Annotated in this window: 14 protein-coding genes; 8 read left to right on the top strand and 6 right to left on the bottom strand. The window is 71.3% G+C overall.

Annotated elements, in window-relative coordinates; translation table 11 throughout:
* Window positions 1-20 precede the first annotated feature (20 nt).
* The gene (locus ACFYQ6_RS14685) at window positions 21-2084 is read right to left on the bottom strand and encodes a transcriptional regulator (RefSeq protein ID WP_361576383.1); all 2064 of its coding nucleotides are present in this window, start codon (window positions 2082-2084) and stop codon (window positions 21-23) included.
* A 762-nt stretch (window positions 2085-2846) separates the two neighbouring features.
* On the opposite strand from ACFYQ6_RS14685, the gene ACFYQ6_RS14680 reads away from it, so the two are divergent.
* The 3 genes from ACFYQ6_RS14680 to ACFYQ6_RS14670 are packed head-to-tail and all read left to right on the top strand — an operon-like array spanning window position 2847 to window position 5677.
* Window positions 2847-4139: a beta-ketoacyl-[acyl-carrier-protein] synthase family protein gene (locus ACFYQ6_RS14680; RefSeq protein WP_361576386.1), complete on the top strand. Its 1293-nt coding sequence runs from the start codon at window positions 2847-2849 to the stop codon at window positions 4137-4139.
* 41 nt (window positions 4140-4180) lie between these two features.
* Window positions 4181-5371, top strand: coding sequence for a ketosynthase chain-length factor (locus tag ACFYQ6_RS14675; protein WP_361576490.1), 1191 nt, complete (start codon window positions 4181-4183; stop codon window positions 5369-5371).
* 45 nt (window positions 5372-5416) lie between these two features.
* Window positions 5417-5677 carry an acyl carrier protein gene (locus ACFYQ6_RS14670; RefSeq protein ID WP_361576389.1) on the top strand — a complete coding sequence of 87 codons (261 nt, stop codon included), beginning with the start codon at window positions 5417-5419 and terminating at the stop codon, window positions 5675-5677.
* Between the two features lie 323 nt (window positions 5678-6000).
* On the opposite strand, the gene ACFYQ6_RS14665 is transcribed toward ACFYQ6_RS14670, so the two are convergent.
* Together ACFYQ6_RS14665 and ACFYQ6_RS14660 are read right to left on the bottom strand one after the other, a co-directional pair.
* Entirely contained in the window at window positions 6001-6834 is an 834-nt protein-coding gene (locus tag ACFYQ6_RS14665) for a DUF4397 domain-containing protein (protein WP_361576392.1), read from the bottom strand.
* 106 nt (window positions 6835-6940) lie between these two features.
* The gene (locus ACFYQ6_RS14660; protein ID WP_361576395.1) at window positions 6941-7549 is read right to left on the bottom strand and encodes a sigma-70 family RNA polymerase sigma factor; all 609 of its coding nucleotides are present in this window, start codon (window positions 7547-7549) and stop codon (window positions 6941-6943) included.
* A gap of 159 nt (window positions 7550-7708) precedes the next feature.
* On the opposite strand from ACFYQ6_RS14660, the gene ACFYQ6_RS14655 reads away from it, so the two are divergent.
* Window positions 7709-8698 carry a MerR family transcriptional regulator gene (locus ACFYQ6_RS14655; RefSeq protein WP_361576398.1) on the top strand — a complete coding sequence of 330 codons (990 nt, stop codon included), beginning with the start codon at window positions 7709-7711 and terminating at the stop codon, window positions 8696-8698.
* Between the two features lie 115 nt (window positions 8699-8813).
* On the opposite strand, the gene ACFYQ6_RS14650 is transcribed toward ACFYQ6_RS14655, so the two are convergent.
* Both ACFYQ6_RS14650 and ACFYQ6_RS14645 read right to left on the bottom strand, forming a co-directional pair.
* Entirely contained in the window at window positions 8814-10310 is a 1497-nt protein-coding gene (locus ACFYQ6_RS14650; RefSeq protein ID WP_388763165.1) for a cryptochrome/photolyase family protein, read from the bottom strand.
* 183 nt (window positions 10311-10493) lie between these two features.
* On the bottom strand, window positions 10494-11390 hold the full coding sequence (locus ACFYQ6_RS14645; protein WP_388763163.1) for an SDR family oxidoreductase: 897 nt from the start codon (window positions 11388-11390) through the stop codon (window positions 10494-10496).
* A gap of 166 nt (window positions 11391-11556) precedes the next feature.
* Here ACFYQ6_RS14645 and ACFYQ6_RS14640 point away from each other — a divergent pair, with 166 nt between their 5' ends.
* The gene (locus tag ACFYQ6_RS14640; protein ID WP_361576407.1) at window positions 11557-12207 is read left to right on the top strand and encodes a DUF4383 domain-containing protein; all 651 of its coding nucleotides are present in this window, start codon (window positions 11557-11559) and stop codon (window positions 12205-12207) included.
* A 177-nt stretch (window positions 12208-12384) separates the two neighbouring features.
* Here the strand turns inward: ACFYQ6_RS14640 and ACFYQ6_RS14635 are convergent, their stop codons facing one another.
* Window positions 12385-12990 (bottom strand): lytic polysaccharide monooxygenase, encoded by a 606-nt coding sequence (locus tag ACFYQ6_RS14635; RefSeq protein WP_361576493.1) that lies wholly within the window; start codon window positions 12988-12990, stop codon window positions 12385-12387.
* A 403-nt stretch (window positions 12991-13393) separates the two neighbouring features.
* Here ACFYQ6_RS14635 and ACFYQ6_RS14630 point away from each other — a divergent pair, with 403 nt between their 5' ends.
* From ACFYQ6_RS14630 to ACFYQ6_RS14620, 3 genes are all read left to right on the top strand, one after another.
* Window positions 13394-14203: a calcium-binding protein gene (locus tag ACFYQ6_RS14630; RefSeq protein WP_388763161.1), complete on the top strand. Its 810-nt coding sequence runs from the start codon at window positions 13394-13396 to the stop codon at window positions 14201-14203.
* A gap of 828 nt (window positions 14204-15031) precedes the next feature.
* Window positions 15032-16558 carry an FG-GAP repeat domain-containing protein gene (locus ACFYQ6_RS14625; RefSeq protein WP_388763159.1) on the top strand — a complete coding sequence of 509 codons (1527 nt, stop codon included), beginning with the start codon at window positions 15032-15034 and terminating at the stop codon, window positions 16556-16558.
* 343 nt (window positions 16559-16901) lie between these two features.
* Entirely contained in the window at window positions 16902-18419 is a 1518-nt protein-coding gene (locus ACFYQ6_RS14620) for a VCBS repeat-containing protein (RefSeq protein ID WP_361576416.1), read from the top strand.
* The last annotated feature ends 14 nt before the right edge of the window (window positions 18420-18433 follow it).

The raw sequence follows: 18433 nt of genomic DNA, 5'->3' as shown, positions 1-18433 counted from the left end.
CCGCCCGCACTCGAACCCTGTCACCGGGCGCCCACGTCCTCGGCCACCGGAGGCGCCGCCAGCGTGTCCTCCAGGCGCTCCTTGGCGTACGCCCGGGTCAGCCGGTCGAAGACGTAACGGCCGATGCCGTCCGCGCGACGATCCGTGGCCAGCAGGTGGTTGTCGACCAGGACCTCCAGGACGGACTCCAGGTCCCGGACCGGACGACTGAGCAGCTCCGCCGCCTGCGCGGCGGTGAAAGGCGTCTCGCCCAGCATGCTGAGCAGCCGGAACGCCCCCTGCTCCTGGTGGCTGAGGCCCTCGTAGCTCGCCGCGAACCGAGAGCGCACTTCGAGCTCGCCGAGCCTGGCCACGTCGAGGATCCGGGGGGTGGCCTCCAGCCGGTCGGCGAGCGCCGCCAGCGAGAGCCCCGGCCCGGCCGCGAGCCGGCCGCCCACACAGCGCAGGGCGAGCGGGTGACGGCCCAGCAGTTCCACGATGCGGTGCGCCGCCTCCGGCTCCCGGTCCACCCGCTGCCTGCCTGCGAGGACCGCGAGGATCTCCAGGGCCTCCTCGGCGGACGGCGCGCTCAGTTCCACCCGCTCGGCCTCCACCAGGGCGGTCATCCGCCTGCGCCCTGTGACGAGCAGCGCGCAGCGCGGGTCCGCAGGCAGCAGGTGGCGGATCTGGGCCGAGGACGCCACGTCGTCGAGGAGCACCAGCACCCGACGCCCGGCCGTGCGGGACCGGAACAGCGCACCGCACTCCTCCAGGCCCTCCGGGATGCGTGAGGGCGGGACCTCCAGGGCTCGCAGGAAGCCCAGGAGCACCTCGGCGGGGTCACGCGGCTCGGCGGAGGAGCCACGCAGGTCCGCGTAGAGCTGCCCGTCGGGAAAGTGCGGGCGGAGGGTGTGCGCCAGATGGACCGCCACCGCGCTCTTGCCGATGCCCGGCGGTCCGGTGACGACCCCGATGTGGGCCGCCGTACCGTCGCCGAGAGGCCGGCCGGGCTCGCGCAGCGCCCCCTCCAGCTCCTTGAAGACGTCCTCCCGGCCGACGAACCCCGCCAGCCCTGCCGGGAGTTGGGCCGGTGTGCCGACCGACTCGCGGGCGGCGAGAGGCGAGGGGAGCTGGGCGGTGACCCGGGGCGCGGTGCCACCGCCACCGGAGGGGAGGGGGGCGGTCGGAGCGGGCGGGACGGCCGGGAGCAGCGAGCCCGGCGCGGGGGCCGCCGGGCCGGGGTGCTGCGGCGGGGGAGCGGGGTGCGCGGCGCCTCCCCCGGCCGGGGCCTTCGTGTGCGTGAGGCCGGGAGCTGCCGGAACGGGGTCACGGGCGGGGGAGGGCGCGAGGGTGGGAGCGGGCGGCGCGGCGGGTGCCGGCGCGGATCTCGGCCGCCGCGGTAGCTCCTCAGGCCCCCGGGGTGAGTCGGACAGCAAGGTGTGCTGGAGACCGGCGAGTTCCTTGCCGGGTTCCAGACCCAGTTCGTCGATCATCTTCTGCCTCAGGCTCTGGTAGACCTCCAGCGCCTCGTGCCGTCGCCCCGACCGGTGGAGTGCGACCATGAGCAGGCCGTGGAGGTGCTCGTGCAAGGGATGCGTGAGTACCAGCGCCTTGAGTTCGCTGATCAGTTCGCGGTGCCGGCCGTTCTCCAGGTCGGACTCGATCCGCAGCTCGAGGATGCGGAAGCGAAGTTCCTCCAGCCGGGTCACGTACGAGAAGAGCCGCCCCCCGGTCTCGACGTCGGCGAGTGCGGGCCCGCGCCACAGGGCCAGGGCCCGCTCGAAACATGCCAGAGCCGCCGCGGAATCGCCCCGCTGGAAATGCTCCTGCCCTTCCTCCGCCAGTCGCTCGAACAGACTTACGTCCAGACTCGACGACGGAATGGTGAGGCTGTACCCGCCCGGCTGAGTCTGCAGCAGGTTCCCGAGCCCCTGCTTGAGAAGGAGCTTGCGGAACTTGTAGATGTAGGTTTGCAGAGTCGTCACCGCGCTCGGGGGTGGCAGCTCGGGCCACAGCTCGTCGATGAATTCGGACGCCTGCACCACGGTGTTGTGCCGCAGCATCAGCAGGGAGATGACCTGACGCGGCTTGGGGGCGGTCGGCATGATGTTCCGGCCTCCCCAGCGGATTTCGACGGGGCCTAAAAGTCGGAACTCCAAGATGTTTCCTCCCGTTTCCGCAGGGTCGCGCTGTCTGGTTCGTCCCCGCACCCTGCGCGCGCCTTGCCGTCGGCCGATCACCTCGGCTTCACGTTAGATCCTTGAAATCGACTGGTCAATGTCCGGGCGACGGCCTACGAGGCGGCCGTAGAATCCTCGAGGGCCGAAAGAATGTCCACTTTGCCGTACCTTGACTCGTGGTCCAGGGAAAGTTCCCGTAAAGCCGATCTCGTCGAGGACTGGCGGAGATTCGATCCCGACCGCACTGTCCGCCGGGCGCCTATTCAACGGTTTCAACTGGCGGGTTGCTGCCTCCGGCATAGGCCGCGCGCGGACGCGTGAGGGCATCCCTTTTCGCCACGGACGGCGGTTGCGTCGCGTGTGGTGGCCGCCTCCCCGTGCCGCCCGCGGCCCCCGGAGGCGCCTGCGAGCAAGGTGGAACGGCCGGTCCACGCCCGCTCATCCACCCGGCTCCAGCATTCCTCGAGCGCGAGTCGAGCGCCGGAGCACCGTCACGGCGGCGTCCCCGTCCCCCGTCCGACACCCTCCCGGCGCTCCTGTCAAGCCTCTTCGCGCCCCTCCAATCGCCATTGAGTTGAATGCGAGTTATTCGGCGCACGATCACTCCGTGGAAAGTTCTGATGTGGGCGACACAGTTCCCTGCTGTGTAATGGGCAGGAAAAAGGGAACCGCTGGAGAGGGGCACGGATGAATACAACAACGAATCGCCGTGTGGTCATCACGGGAATCGGAGTCGTGGCTCCCGGTGCCATCGGCGTGAAGCCGTTCTGGGACCTCCTGACGGCGGGCAGGACTGCCACCCGCGCCATCACCACTTTCGATGCTGCCCCTTTTCGTTCCCGTATCGCAGCGGAATGTGATTTTGACGCCGCGGCGGAAGGGCTCACCCCTCGGCAGATACGCCGGATGGACCGGGCGGCGCAATTCGCGGTCGTCGCCGCGCGGGAGGGGATCGAGGACAGCGGAATCGACCGTGAGGCCCTCGACGGTGCCCGGATCGGTGTGGTGATCGGTAGTGCCGTCGGCTGCACCACGAGCCTGGAGAACGAGTACGCCGTCGTCAGCGACAGCGGCAGCCGCTGGCTCGTCGACCACGCCTACGCCGTGCCCCACCTCTTCGACTACTTCGTGCCCAGTTCCATCGCCGCCGAGGTCGCCCACGACCGCATCGCGGCGGAGGGGCCCGTCTCCCTGGTGTCTACCGGCTGCACCTCCGGCCTCGACGCGGTGGGCCGGGCAGCCGACCTGATCGCCGAGGGCGCCGCAGACGTCATGATCGGGGGCGCCACCGAAGCGCCCATCTCCCCGATCACCGTGGCCTGCTTCGACGCGATCAAGGCCACCAGTCCCGACAACGACCGGCCGTCCGAGGCCTCCCGGCCCTTCGACCGCACCCGCCGGGGCTTCGTCCTCGGCGAGGGCGCCGCCGTCTTCGTCCTGGAGGAGAGGGAGCACGCCCGCCGCAGGGGCGCCGAGGTGTACGCCGAGATCACCGGCTTCGCCTCCCGCAGCAACGCCTTCCACATGACCGGACTGCGTCCGGACGGCAAGGAGATGGCGGAGGCGATCCGGGTCGCGCTCGCCGCCGCCCGTACCGGCGCGTCATCGATCGACTATGTCAACGCCCACGGCTCGGGAACCCGGCAGAACGACCGTCACGAGACCGCGGCCTTCAAGGCGAGCCTGGGGGAGCACGCGTACCGGACCCCCGTCAGCAGCATCAAGTCGATGATCGGCCACTCGCTCGGCGCCATCGGCTCCCTGGAGATCGCTGCCTGCGCCCTCGCCATCCGTCACGGCACGGTCCCGCCCACCGCCAATCTGCACGAGCCCGACCCCGACTGCGACCTGGACTACGTCCCCCTGGAGGCACGTTCCCTGCCGGTCGAGAACGTCCTCACGGTCGGCAGCGGATTCGGCGGCTTCCAGAGCGCCATGGTGCTGGCCGGACCCGACGCAGCAGGCCGGGCGGTCGCGTGAGCACGGGCACGGGTACGGGTACGGACACGGTCGTCACCGGGATGGGGGTGCTCGCCCCCACCGGCCTCGGCCACGCCGCCCACTGGGAGAACACCCTGCGCGGCGCCTCGGCCATCGGCCCCGTCACCCGCTTCGACGCCGGTCCCTACCCCAGCCGCCTCGCGGGCGAGATCGCGGACTTCGTCGCCGAGGAGCACCTGCCCAGCCGGCTCCTGCCCCAGACCGACCACATGACGCGGATGGCCCTCGTCGCCTCCGACTGGGCGCTCGCCGACGCCGGGGTCGAACCCGGCCTGATGCCGGAGTACGGGGTGGGTGTCGTCACCGCGGCGTCCGCGGGCGGTTTCGAGTTCGGCCACCGGGAGCTGCAGAACCTGTGGGACCGGGGGCCCGAGTACGTCAGCGCCTACCAGTCCTTCGCCTGGTTCTACGCCGTCAACACCGGCCAGATCTCCATCCGGCACGGGCTCCGCGGCCCCGCCGGAGCGATGGTCACCGAACAGGCCGGCGGGCTCGACGCCCTCGGACAGGCTCGCCGTCAACTCCGCGGCGGACAGCCGATGGTGCTCGCCGGAGCTGTCGACGGCTCCCCCTGCCCCTGGGGCTGGGTCGCCCGGCTGAGCAGCTCCCGGATGAGCAGGGAGTCCGACCCCGCCCGCGCCTACCGGCCCTTCGACACCGACGCCGCCGGGTACGTGCCCGGAGAGGGCGGCGCCCTGCTCGTCCTGGAGAGCGAGGAGGCCGCGCGGGCCCGCGGCGCGCGCCACCGGTACGGCCGGATCGCGGGCTACGCGGCCACCTTCGACCCCCCGCCCGGCTCGGGCCGCCCCACGAACCTCGCACGCGCCGCGCGGGCCGCCCTCGACGACGCGGAACTCACCCCGGGGGAGGTCGACGTCGTCTTCGCGGATGCGGCGGGCACCCCTAAGGAGGACGCCGCCGAGGCCGACGCACTGCGGTGCCTCTTCGGCTCCGGAGGCGTCCCGGTGACCGCGCCCAAGACGATGACCGGCCGACTGAGTGCGGGCGGCCCGGCCGTCGACGTGGCGACGGCACTCATGAGCCTGCGGGCAGGGGTCATTCCCCCGACCGTCCATGTCTCCCGGCCCTTGCCGGACCACACCCTCGACCTCGTGACGACTCCGCGCCGGGTCCCGCTCGCCACGGCGCTGATCCTGGCCCGGGGGCATGGGGGATTCAACTCGGCCCTGGTCGTGACGCGCCCTGGCTGATCCGACCCGCCCTCCCGCACCCTCACCCCGACAGGAGACACCGTGATGAAGGACCGACTGACCACCGACAGGCTCATGGAGATCATGCGCGAGTGCGCCGGCGACGGCGACGAGGTCGAGACCGGCCGGCACCCCGAGGACATCGAGTTCGCCTCGCTCGGGTACGACTCCCTGGCCATGCTGGAGACACTGAGCAGGCTGGAGCGCGAGTACGGCGTGGCGATCGACGAGGAGGACTTCGCCGGAGTGACGACCCCGGCCGAGCTGACCGCACTGGTGAACCGCGTCCTGGCCGTGGCGGTCTGACCCGGGGCGGCCCGAGCGGCCACCACCCGGCCGGCGCTCCTCCCCTCAGCCAGGTCCCTACCGGTTCGGCTTTCGGGTTGCCACCTCGACCGGAATCAGGCGTATGCCCACTTCGTGCCGGCCATGGCGGGGTCCGTCGACCGAGTTGGCAGTGAGGCTCTTCCGACCCGAGGTCGGAAAAGCCTCACTGCCCGAGAGGAGCCCGAGAGACTCCTTCACACCTCACCTCGCGTCGCGTTTGTGCAGGTTAGGAGTGGTGTGGCGCATGCTGCTCCCTCCACGTGGCTCACTGCGCCCTCCAGTGTCGCGGCCGTCGCGCTGCGTCAGCCACGTCGGCCGGCGACCTGGCGGGCCACCATGACGCCCGTCAGGGTGATCGCTCCGGCTGCCGCGGCCCAGGCAAGCCACTCGCCGCTGGAGTTCGGCGTGACGGCGGCACCGCCGCCGGCGTTCACCGCGCCGGTCATCGTTTCCACGCCGCTGAACGTCTGGGTGGCCAGGGCCAGGTTCTTGTCCTCGGCGCTGCCCCAGGCGTAGACGACGTTGCTCGTGCCCTCCTCGAGGTTCAGTTCGGCCGGTCCGATGGCCACGGTGTCCGTTCCGGCGAGGACGACGTCGGCCTTCACGGTGCCCGCGTCGACGGCCGCGGTGTCCCCGTCGGGGTTCGTCAGGTCGGTGAAGACAGGCTGACCGCCGGCGCGTACGTCCACGGCGGGCGCGGCCGCGACGTGGCGAACGGTCAGCCGGGCCTTGCCGGCGTCCACCTTCGAGACGTCGTCGGTGAACGCCGTCAGCTGGGGCTTGCCGTCGGCGGAGAGATGGGCGGCGACCGTGGCGTTGCCGCCTTCGGGTACCTTCACCTCCTTCTCCAGTGCCGGTGCGCCGTCGGGGCCCTGGCCCGCTTCGAAGATCTGGATGTCGTAGGTACCCGCGTCGAGGGACTGCGGGCCGGTCACCGTGCCGGGCTCGAAGTCACTGAGCAGCTCGTCGCCGTTGGCGTAGACGTCGACCGTCATTCCGGGGATGCCGTGGAAGACGGACACCATGGCTTTGTCCTGCGCCTGGGCGGGGGCCGCCAGGGCGGGTGCGGTCATGCCGAGGGCCAGGGCGCAGGCCCCGGCGGAGGCGGCGACGGCGATGGTGGTCCGGGAAGTCATGGGAATCATCTCTTCGTGGGGAGTTACCGCCTGCTGCGGTGTCTCATAGGTGTTTCGCGCGGACGCGGCGACCTGGATGCGCCGAAGCGGCGTTTCTTCGACGCGGTCACACGCCGGTGCCGCGTGCGTCGTCCTGGTCGACGCACGTACGCAACCGATGCAGGCCGCGGCGGGTGTGGCTCTTCACCGTGCCCAGCGGCACTCCGGTGCGTTCCGAGATCTGGGCCTGCGTCAGGTCCTCGTAGAACGCCATGCGCAGCACCTCGCGCTGAGCGCGCGGCAAGCGGGACATGGCCTCGACGAGCAGCACGCGGTCGAGTACCTCCTCCGGTGCATGCCGGACGGGCCGGTCGGGGGCGGCGTCCTGAGCCGCCGACTCGACCACGGCCAGCCGCCGCCCCCTGGCCGCGAGCGCGTCGACGATCTTGCGGCGGGTGATGCCGACCAGCCAGGCGCCCAGCGCGCCCCGCTCGGGCCGGAAGCGGTGCCGTCCGCGCCAGGCACCGATGAACACCTGCTGGGTGACGTCCTCGGCCTCATGTGTGTCGCCCAGGGACCGGGTGGCCATGGTGTGAACCAGCGAGCCGTAGCGTCGGTAGACGGCTGCGAACGCTTCCTCGTCGGCCCCGACGAAGCCGCGGGCCAGTTCCTCCTCGTACCGCGTTCCCCTCACGGGCGGGACGAGGGTGGTGGCCGGTGGCGGGTGCGCATTCATGGCCGTTCCTCCTGCCAGGCGTCCTGCGGGGTGGAGGGCCGTCCGCCGAACGGTGGGTCCGCCGGTCCGGCTCGTGTCGCCACCCTGCGCGCACGTTCAGTCTTGGACGCACAAACGACGCAGGCAACATGCGTCGTTCATGCGTCGTAAAGTGGGGATATGGGCGTGCAGCGGGAGAGCGGTGCGAACCGAGCCGGTGACGCCGGCGGCCTGACCACCGGCGAGGTGGCCCGACGTCTGGGGGTGGCTCCCACGACGGTCCGCACATGGGACCGCCGGTACGGGCTCGGGCCGGACGCGCACACGGGTGGCCGGCACCGGCGCTGGACGGCGGCCGACGTGGCGAAGCTGGAGCGGATGTGCGCGTTGACGGCGACCGGGCTGCCGCCGGCCGAGGCGGCCCGCCTCGCGCGCACCGAGGAGCCACCGGCGGCGGCTCCGTCTCGGCCTGCTGCCGGGCCGGGAGGGGCTCTGGCCCGCCGAAGCCGGGCGGGGAACGGTCTGCGGCTCGGCGACGTACGTCAGGAGTGCAGAGGGATCGCCCGTGCGGCCCTGCGTCTCGACGCCGCCGCCCTGGACGAACTACTGCTCGCCGCGATCGACCAACACGGACTGGTCGCCGCCTGGACCGAGGTGATCGTGCCGACGCTCCAGGCGGTCGGACGTAAGTGGGAGACGTCGGGGGAGATGTACGTCGAGGTCGAGCACTTCCTGTCCTGGCACGTCTCCGGCGCGCTGCGGCGGGCCACGCCCCGCACGGTCGCGGACCGCCCCGGCGCCACCGCGGTGCTCGCCTGTGTGCCGGGGGAGAATCACACGCTGCCGTTGGAGGTGCTGTCCGCGGCACTGACGGAGCGCGGGGTTCCGGTGCGGATGTTCGGCGGTGCCCTGCCCGTCGAGTCGCTCGTCGCGGCGGTGCGCAGGACCGGGCCGGCCGCGGTGGGCCTGTGGGCGCAGTCCCGCACCACCGCCAGCCGGCCGCTGGCCCAGCACGTGGCCGCGATGGAGTGGGGCGTGCGCGGAGCCCGTCGCAGGCCGGTCGTCCTGACCCTGGGCCCTGGCTGGGCGGGGCAGGCAGTCGCCGGTCTCGCGCGTCCGTCAGGGCTCGCCGAGGCGGTCGCCGCTCTGGAGTCGTCGGCGTCGTCGTAGTCCTGTGGGCGACGGACACCACCGGGCACCTGAGGCGGGACGGATGCGCTGATTCCTGCCCCGTTTGTGCGCCGGGGCCGGACGGACGTCACCTCGACGGCCCGCCGGAGCGCCATTACGGCGGTGTGTCGCCCCGCGCCTGTTCCTGTTCGCGGACCTTCGCGAGATCGGTGAGCCGGTCGAGCTGCCGCACCGGCTGGGCGGTGCGACGGTTGCCGGCCAGCCGCTTCCGGTGCCGGTCGAGAAAGGTCCAGTAGCCCGCGGTGTACGGGCACGCGTGCTCCCCGGTCCGGTCGCCCGGCCGATAGGCGCAGGGACCGCACAGGTCGCTCATGCGGTTGATGTAGGCGCCGCCCGAGGTGTAGGGCTTGGTCGTCATGCGTCCGCCGTCGGCGTACTGGGACATGCCGACGACGTTGGGCAGCATGACCCAGTCGTAGCCGTCCACGAAGCAGCGGTGGAACCAGTCCGTGACGGCGGCCGGGTCCCAGCCCCGCTGAAGAGCGTGGCTGCCGAGGATCATCAGCCGGGGGATGTGGTGGGTCCATCCCGTGTCGCGCACCTGGGCCAGGACCGTGCGCAGGCAGTTGGCCCGGACGGCGTCCGCGTCCAGGTCGTTCCACCAGCCGGGCAGCGGCGCGGTGTGCCGGAGCTCGTTGGAGCGCCGGTAGTTCTCGCCGAAGTACCAGTACAGCTGCCAGACGTACTCGCGCCAGCCGGCGATCTGCCGCACGAAGCCTTCCACGCTGTTCAGTGGCGCCCGCCCCGCACGCCACGCCCGCTCCGCCTGCTCGACACATTCGGCGGGATCGAGCAGACCGAGGTTGAGCGAGGAGGAGAGCAGGCTGTGGCTCATGACCGGGTCGGAGGCCAGCATCGCGTCCTCGTACGGTCCGAACGTGGCGAGCCGGTGCCCGACGAAGCGCCGCAGGGCTCGTCGCGCCTCCGCCCGGGTCGCGGGGAACAGACGGGGCCCGTCCCGTCCGACGAAGGAGACGTCCCCGTCGCGTTCCCAGCGGTCGAGGTCGTGGCGGACCTCTTCGTCGATGCCGTCCTCCCGCGGCCGGTACGGAGGGCCGATCCCGAGGGAGGCGGTGTCGCGGGGCGGCGGCTCCCGGTTGTCGTGATCCGTGTTCCACCGGTCTCCCGCCGGTCGACCGCCGTCCATGAGCAGGTCGTGCCTGAGACGGACCCAGTGGTAGAAGTCCTCCTGCCGCAGGCGCTTTCCGCCGTGGCCGTCCGCCCACCCGGCGAAGTCCGCCATGGGTACGAGGAACCCCCGTGCAGGGCCCACCGTCACGCGCGGGAGGGCCCGCACCAGGCGGAGCGCCGCGTGCGAGGTGGGGTGGTGGACACTGATCGGGCGCCCGTGTGCCGCCCGGTCGAGGCCGTCGCGGTAGGTGTCGGCACGTACGTAGGTGACGCGGTCGCCGAGTTCGGCCGCGCGGTGTCGCATCGCGGACAGCACGAGATGGGCCTTGGCCCGGTGGAACCGGCGCCGTCGGAACACGGAGCGGGCCTCGATCATGAGCAGAGGGGTGTCGCGCCCCGGCCGGTCCTCGTCCGGGGTGAGGAAGTGGGGGCCGAGCTGGTCGCCGAAGAGCCAGTGCACGAGAGGTCTCTCCTCAGTCGCGGCCACGGGCGGGCTGAAGCGCGCGAGCCCGTCGGCAGGGTTGACGATCGGTTCCGGACGACCGAGCGTGTCGTGGTCGTACGGGCACTTCCTGGCCGGCGCCGGTGGCCGATGTGCTGCTCACGCCGATCCGGCGGCTGAGCGGCCGGCGCGGTCGAACACTCACGCCGGCGGACCATCGTGGTGCGCCGCCTGGCCGGCCCGGCCGCCGACGCCGAGAAGTCCTGTCGCCGAGAAGGGCTCCGCCTCCGCGAGCCGTGGCAGCTCACGTCGCGACATCCAGGTGACGACAGGCGGCATCGCGGCCCGCACGAGCTGGGCCGAGCGCAGCCAACGGGGGACGTACACGGACGCACGGCGACGCTCGACGGCGGCGACCAGCCGCGCCGCAACGTAGGTGACCGGGAACACCTTGCGCGCCGGAGCCGGCATGTGCCGGCGCAGCTCCCTCAGCACCGCGTGCTCGTCGGCGTCGCGCACCATGTCGGTGTCCGTCCAGTTGATGTAGGCGATCCCCACGCCCACCCGGCGGTGAGCGACCTCGGCCCGCAGCGCGTGGGCGAAGGACTCCACTCCCGCCTTCGACGCGCAGTAGGCGCTCATCATCGGTGCCGCACCGATCGACGCGAGTGACGCCACCTGCAGGAGGTAACCGTGCGTGTCGACCAGGTCGGGCAGGAACGTGCGCGCGGTGATCGCGCTGCCGACGAGGTTCACCTCCACGACGCGGCGCCAGACGGCCGGATCCGACTCCATGAACGGACCACCCTCCGCCACTCCCGCGTTGGCGACGACCACCGAGGGAGGCCCGAGCCGGGCACGGATCTCGGACCTGACCCGGTGCATGCCGCGGTCGTCGGTGACATCCACCTCCCAGCACGCGGAAGTCCCCGCCGGCAGCGAGTCCCTGACCCGGGCAAGTGTGCGCTCCTCCCGGCCCAGCAGCGCCACCCGCGCACCCCGCTCGACCAGTACCTCCGCGATCGCCGCCCCGAGGCCGCGCGCGGCCCCGGTCACGACGGCGACGCGACCGTGCAGGGGCTTGCGGTCGACCGGCATGGTGAATTCCTTTCCGCGGTGGCACCTGCCCGGCCCACGCTAGACGGCTCACGGTCAGGGGGCATGTCAGCCGCTCCCGAGGGGCCGGCCCGCTCCGGTACCGGACTGCCGGGATCGAAAATGCCCCGCACGCATCCAAAGCGGGCACGCGAGCCGAAACGGCATCATGGAACTCAAGGACGAACTGCCCGTCGATCACCATCTGGCCACCGTCTACCGCTACGGCGCAGGCTTCTGCGGCGTCGTCCTGCTGGTCTTCGCGGGACTCGGCTTCGCCGACGCACTGAGCCCGTTCGACACGGCCGGCGACACCATCGCCGGCATGACCACCAACGTCGGCCTCAGCGCCGTCTCCACCGTCGTCGGTATCGCGCTGCTCGCCGGCGCGGTCATCGGCGGCAACTTCGCCTCCGTCCTCAACATGACGGTCGGATCGCTCTTCGTGCTGAGCGGCTTCGCGCACATCTTCGTCCTGGACCGTCCTGCCAACGTCCTCGACTTCGGCATGACCAACGTGATCTTCAGTTTCGTCATGGGGTTGCTCATCGCCACGTTCGGGATGTACGGCCGGGTGTCCAGCAAGCTGACGCACGACAACCCCTACTGGCAGCGCCGGCACCCGGATCAGGCGGCACGCGAACGCGAGGCGGCCCCCGCCCTGCCGTACGCAGGACGGGGGCGGTGGAACGCGGTGAGCAGCACGGCCGAACCACTTCGCCGGCCCACTGAGACCCCTCCGGTGGAGGGCTCGATCACCGATGCCGCGCACGAGGAGCGTCCGGGTCGGTCGGTCGGCCCGGCTCAGGGCACTGCCTGAGAAGTCCCGCAGGTGCAGCCGGGTCCCCTCCTGACGTGCGTACACGTCAGGAGGGGACCCGCATGACCTTCTCCCGGAGCTTTCAGACGTCGCGGAGGACCCGTGCGGGGCTCGGCCGGACGGACGGTGCGTCGGGGGCGCCGGCCGGGACCGGTGCCCTGTACGGCGCTCCTGGGCTCAGCCGAAGTTCACGTCGCTGCACCACATGTAGGCCTGGTCGAGGTGCGAGGCCTGCCAGATCACGAACACGATGTGGTGTCCGGTGTAGCCGGAGGTCTGGACGGGGAACGTGATGTTCTGCGTCGGCGCGTAGCTGCCGGTCTGCGTGATGAAGTCAAGGTTGCCCCAGCCCAGGGTCTGGGTCTTGGGATCGAAGCCCTGCTTGCTCACGTAGACCTTGAAGTAGTCGGCACCGTGGGACGCCTGGTCGTACAGGTGCACCGAGAAGTTGTTGCCGATCGTGGTGGTCTTCCACGCCCCCGGCTTGTCCAGGCTGGCGTTGCGGGACAGGTTGTTGCTGCAGAGCGTCCCGTCGGGGGTCTTCGCCTGGAACTGGCCGCCGAGGCCGTCGCGCAGAGCGCTCATCCAATTCCACATGGTGTCGGAGTTGGCCTGCCAGGCCTGCCAGCACATGGGGTCCTGCGTCTGCATGGCCGGGTCCATGTGGTTGCTGCCCCACGTCGACCAGCACTGGTACGCGCGGGTGGCGGGGCCGACGATGGTGCCATGGGCCTGGGCGGGGGTCGACCAGGCCAGCGCGCCGGCGACGACGGCGAACAGCATGACGAATGCCTGGAGGGGCCGACGGAGGTAAGACCTCGAACGCCCGGTCAACGGAATCTTGTTGTGCATGTGGGGGGACTCCTTCCAGTGGCAAGGCTGTGATGGGAGCGCTCCCAACGGTACGACTTTCACGTGAACTGTCAATGAAACAAACCAAGTTGCTCGTAAAGGGGCGGGGCCGTGGGATGTGCCGTGAGCCTCGGAAGGCGGGCCCTCGCCGTCATGTCGGGAGAGGGACCGGCTTGCCATGACACCGCGTCGGTTTGCGCTCTTGCGGATCCGGACCGACCGAGGAGACTGCCTTCATCCCCCGGTCCACTCCGTACCCGGCAGCACCACGCCGAACAGGTCCGAGCGGCCGCGGGCAGATCGGTCCACCGTCACTCCCCCGGGATGAGGTCTCATGAACCGGAACCGAGCCGTCGTCAGCACCGTCACCGTGACCCTGTTATCAGCCGGCCTCGCCGTCGGCCCCGCCTCCGCAGCGGCTTCCGCTTCCGCTTCCGCTTCCGCAGCCGTCTCCGTCTCCGCCTCCGAGGCGAAGGCGCGCGTCGGGGGCGACTGGGAGACCCAGTCGATCGTCTTCGCCGCCGCCGCGGGGCAGACCAACGACCTCAGCATCTACCCGATGTACACCAGCGACGGGATTCGCCGGATCGGCTTCAGGGACGTGGTACCGCTGGAACCGGGCGAGCACTGCGCGTACTCCAGCGCCGAGGACACCACCGCCGTCGTCTGCGAACTGCCCGCCGACAGCGCACGGCCCGACAGGATCGACGTCCTCCTCGGCGACGGCGACGACACGATCGCCGCCTTCACGCCCGGAATGAACACGGTCAGCGGGGGCGCGGGCGACGACGAACTGCACGCCCACACCGCCCGCACGGTGCTGGGTGACGCGGGGGACGACATGGTCATGGGGCCCGCCACCCTGCACGGCGGGGACGGCATGGACCACCTGATGGGCGACGGCGAGAACCAGCGGATGTGGGGCGGCCGAGGCGACGACATGATCGAGGGCTACGGCGGTGACGACACCGTGTACGCCGGTTCCGGCGACGACCACGTCATGGGCGGGGACGGCCGGGACGTCCTGCTCGGCGGCTCCGGCGACGACATGGTGCACGGGGAAGGCGGCGACGACTTCGTCTGGGGTGGAGCCGGGAAGGACGCCCTCGACGGCGGGGACGGCCGCGACATCGTCCTGCCATAACCGCCCCTCACTGCCCGAAGACCCCGCAGACCCCGAAGACCCCGAGGAGCCCGAGGACCCCCAAGACCCCGGAGGCCCCGGAGACTCCGAAGAGCCCGAAGGACCCGAGGACCCCGAGGCGCCGAAGCGGGGTTGCCCGTGACGGTGGCGGCGACCTCGGGCCCGGACGATGCCGTGAAGCGGGCAGAGGCCGAGCCGAGTCCCTCCGGTCACGCGCCGCGGTGCGCTCCCTGAGCGGCTTCCTGGCGAGGCCCACCCGCCTCCTCCCGACGCGTGCTCATACGTAGGAGGCTCGCAGCTGCGGATCCCGCCGGGTACGCGGCCGACGGCCGGGGCCGGGCGGACCTCCACCGCGCCGCAGTTGACGCCCGCCACTGAGGTCACCCCGCACCGGGCCTCTGTGCGGGGCGGCCTGCCCGCGATAAGCGTTCTGCTGATCCGCCTGTGCGGCCAAGCCCTGAGTGGGTTCGGCCGCACTGTGTCGTGCCGATCCAGGTGGTGGCGTCGCTGTGGCGAAGCCATGACCCTCGGGTGAATCAGCTGTGACGGAGTCGTGATTGTTACCGATGAGTTGATGTCGGACATGTGTTCTTGTGCATTCCCTGTGACGCGTGGCAGAGTCCCGTGAACCTCGGTCAAACATGTGAACTGCCGTACCAGTCCTATGGACTTTGTGACGTGCGGGACCTTGTCGTGGCGTGCAGCGCAGCAGGCCGGCCGGAGGTGACAGTCGGGGAGGCTGCGGACGTTCGATGAGCGTCGTGGCAGGGGGCGGGGGGCTTGATGATGGTTCGCGCGGGCAGACGGGGCGGCCGCGTCGTGGCCGGTATGACACTGGTGGCAGCCTTCACGCTGCTCGGTCCGGGAGCGCTGCCGGTTCCGCAGGCGGTCGCCGCCGCGGGCTGCGCCGGAGTGCAGCACGACTTCAACGGGGACGGGATCCGCGACACCGTCGTCGCCGACCCCGAGGCCACGGTCTCGGGCAAGGAACGTGCAGGCCAGATCCACATCGTCTACGGGGGAGGCAAGGGAACGTTCCTGTTGTCGCAGGACTCCCCGAACGTCTCGGACGGCGCCGAGACCGACGACCGTTTCGGCTTCTCCTACGCCGTGTACGACGCCAATCTCGACGGCTGCAGCGACATCGCGGTGGGCATCCCGTTCGAGGACATCAACGTGGCGGAAGGCCCCGTCAAGGACGCGGGGCTCGTCCACCTCATCTACGGCTCGCCCACCGGCATCGCGTCCGGAGGACTCGGCACCATCGGTTTCCGGCAGGGAGCCGACGGCAAACTGGGTGGCGGCTACGAGGCGGAGGACTGGGTCGGATACGCCGTCGCCGCAGGCACATCGGCCAGCGGCATCCCCTTCCTCGTCATCGGAGCGCCCGGCGAGGACGGTGCCGAAGGCAAGGACATGGGGATGTTCCACCATGTCTACGGCACCGGGTACGACGTGGCCCACGTCGCGCAGGACTCGGCGGGCGTCTGGGAGGATCCCGAGCCCAACGACCGCTTCGGCGCGTCGATCGCCGCGACGGACCGCCACTTCGTCGTCGGCGCCCCCGGCGAATCCATCGCCACCACGTCCCAGAACGTCGAGTTCGCCGGGGCTGTCATCGCGTTCCGGCCCTCGATCAACACGGACGGCATCCCGGCCCCGCTCTTCGGCATGGGCCAGGGCCGCAGCGGCACCGGTGACACCACCGCGCAGACCGGAGACCAGTACGGCCTCTCCCTGGGGATGGCCCCCTACCGTCCCGCCGGGGCGACCGCGAACAACGACTCGCTTCTCGCGGTCGGCGTTCCCGGTGAGGATCTGGCCGCCACGGTCGACGCCGGAGCCGTCCACACGTACCACATCAAGGCGGACGGAACCCTCCAGCCCCTCAAGTGGATCGACCAGAACCAGCCCGACGTCGAAGGCTCGGCCGAGGCGGGCGACTTCTTCGGGCAGCGCCTCACCGCGGCCAACACCGCCCCGACCGCCACAGGCACCGCGGCGACGATGCGGCTCGCCGTGGCGGCGCCCGGCGAGGAGCTCACCGAGGAGTACCCGGAGGAGGGCGGCGTCCACATCCTCCCGCTGCTCGGCGAGCCCGGAGCCGGTGACAGCTGGATCTCACCCGGCGACGGCGTTCCCGCCCTCCGCGCGCCCCGCATGCTCACCGGCATGGGCCTCGGTTCGAGCCCGACGTCGCTGTACGTCGGCGTCCCCTACGGCCCCGCAGGGAACAAGGCCGTCCACGCGTTCCCCTGGAACACCCCGAACGGCGGCGCACCCACGCAGACCTGGCGCCCCGGTGAAGGCGGTATCCCGGCCGACGCCGTCGCCTTCGGTGTCCGGCTGAGCTGATACCCGGCGCGGGCGGGGTGCACGGCACATGCCGGTGTGCACCCCGCGCGGCAGTGACCCTCGGAACCGGTGCGGCGGTGAATGCCGTACGGCCGGGTGCCGCCCGCCCGGCCTTCTGCCGTCGCGTGTTCCCGCGCTGTCCGGGGCCGCCACGCCTTCCACACCCATGAGCGCCGTACGACTCCGTCGCGAGACGGCTGTCACCACCATGCCCGAAGCCGTTTCGGGGACCTCCGGCCGACGGCGAGCCGGAACGATCAGGGGAGGAACCATTTCTGTGACCAGTCCGATGCGCCCACCGCGGCGCACGGCCAGAGGAAGAACAGCGCTTGCCGCAAGTGCCGTGATCCTGACCGCATTTGCCCTGGGTTTCGGCCCGGGGGCGCCCTTCACGGCGCCCGCCACCGCCCTGGCCGCCGGATGCTCGGGCGTGGACTCCGACTTCAACGGGGACGGCGTCAGGGACACCGTGATCGCCGACCCCGAAGGGACGGTCAACAACGTCCCGGGGGCCGGTCTGATCCACATCGTCTACGGCGGCGACAAGGGCAGCACGCAACTGTCCCAGGAGACGCCGAACGTTCCGGGGGGCGCCGAGCCGGACGACCAATTCGGCTTCTCCTTCGCCGTCTACGACGCGGACGCCGACGGGTGCAGCGACATCGCCGTCGGCATCCCGTACGAGGACCTCGCCGCGGACGACCTCACGGTTCGCGACGCGGGTCTGGTCCAGATCGTCTACGGTTCGGCGGCCGGACCCGCCGGCGGGAAAGCTGTCAAGGAGCACTCCCAGGGTGCGACCTCCTCGCTCGGCGGTGGGAGGGAGACGGGCGACTGGGTCGGTTACGCCCTGGCCGGCGGAAAGACCGCGGCGGGAACCTCGTACCTGATGATCGGCGCCCCCGGCGAAGCCCTGGGGACGGTCGAGGACGCCGGCGTCTTCTTCTACCTCTCCGCCGACGCGGCGACCGCCGTCGGCATCAACCAGGACACGACCACCGCCGGAGCGGTGCCGGGGACGATGGAGGTCGACGACCGCTTCGGCTCGTCGTTCGCGACCACCCCGACCCACTTCGCCGTGGCCGGGCCGGGCGAGGCGATAGGCGACGTACCGTTCGCCGGCGGTGTCGCGGTCTTCAGCCACACCCTCGTGTCCGGCCTCCCCAAGCCGTTGGTGGGGCTGTCCCAGGACATTGACGGTATCCAGGGAGCTGAGGAGGCGGGCGACGCCTTCGGTACCGCGCTCGCCATGGTCCCGTACCGGCCTTCGGGCGCCACCTCGACGACCGAGGTCCTGCTCGCCGTCGGCATCCCGGGCGAGGACCTGTCCACGACGGTCGACGCGGGAGCCGTCCAGGTCTTCCGCATCACGGCCTCCGGAACCTTCACACAGGTCTACTGGCTCGACCAGAACACCGCGGACGCCGAGGAGCAGACCGAGGCCGGGGACTTCTTCGGACAGCGGCTCGCCGCGGTCAACACCGCCCCCAACAGCACCGCTTCGGCCACCACCGTCCGGCTCGCGGTCGGCGTGCCGGGCGAGGAGTCCTCAGAGGAACACATGGAGAAGGGCGGAGTGCAGATCTTCCCGCTCGTCGGCGCGGCCGGCGCCTCCGACGCCTGGATCGACCCGGGCTGGGGCATCCCGGGAGAACCCGCGCCCCGCCAGCTCGCCGGAATGAGCCTGGGCGCCACCCCGTCCGCCCTGTACGTGGGCATGCCCTACGGGCCCGCCGCGGAACACGCCGTCCACTCCTTCAGCTGGAACGTGGCGTCCGGCGGCACGCCCACCCGCACCTTCAAGCCCGGTTGGGACGGCGTCCCCACGGGCGATGTCGCGTTCGGAGCCGTGACCCGTTGACGAACGACCTGGAG

Source organism: Streptomyces sp. NPDC005494, from assembly GCF_042872025.1.
Classification (GTDB): Bacteria; Actinomycetota; Actinomycetes; order Streptomycetales; family Streptomycetaceae; genus Streptomyces.
The sequence above is the reverse complement of the archived record's forward strand: the minus strand, read 5'-3'. Positions and strand labels throughout refer to the sequence as shown.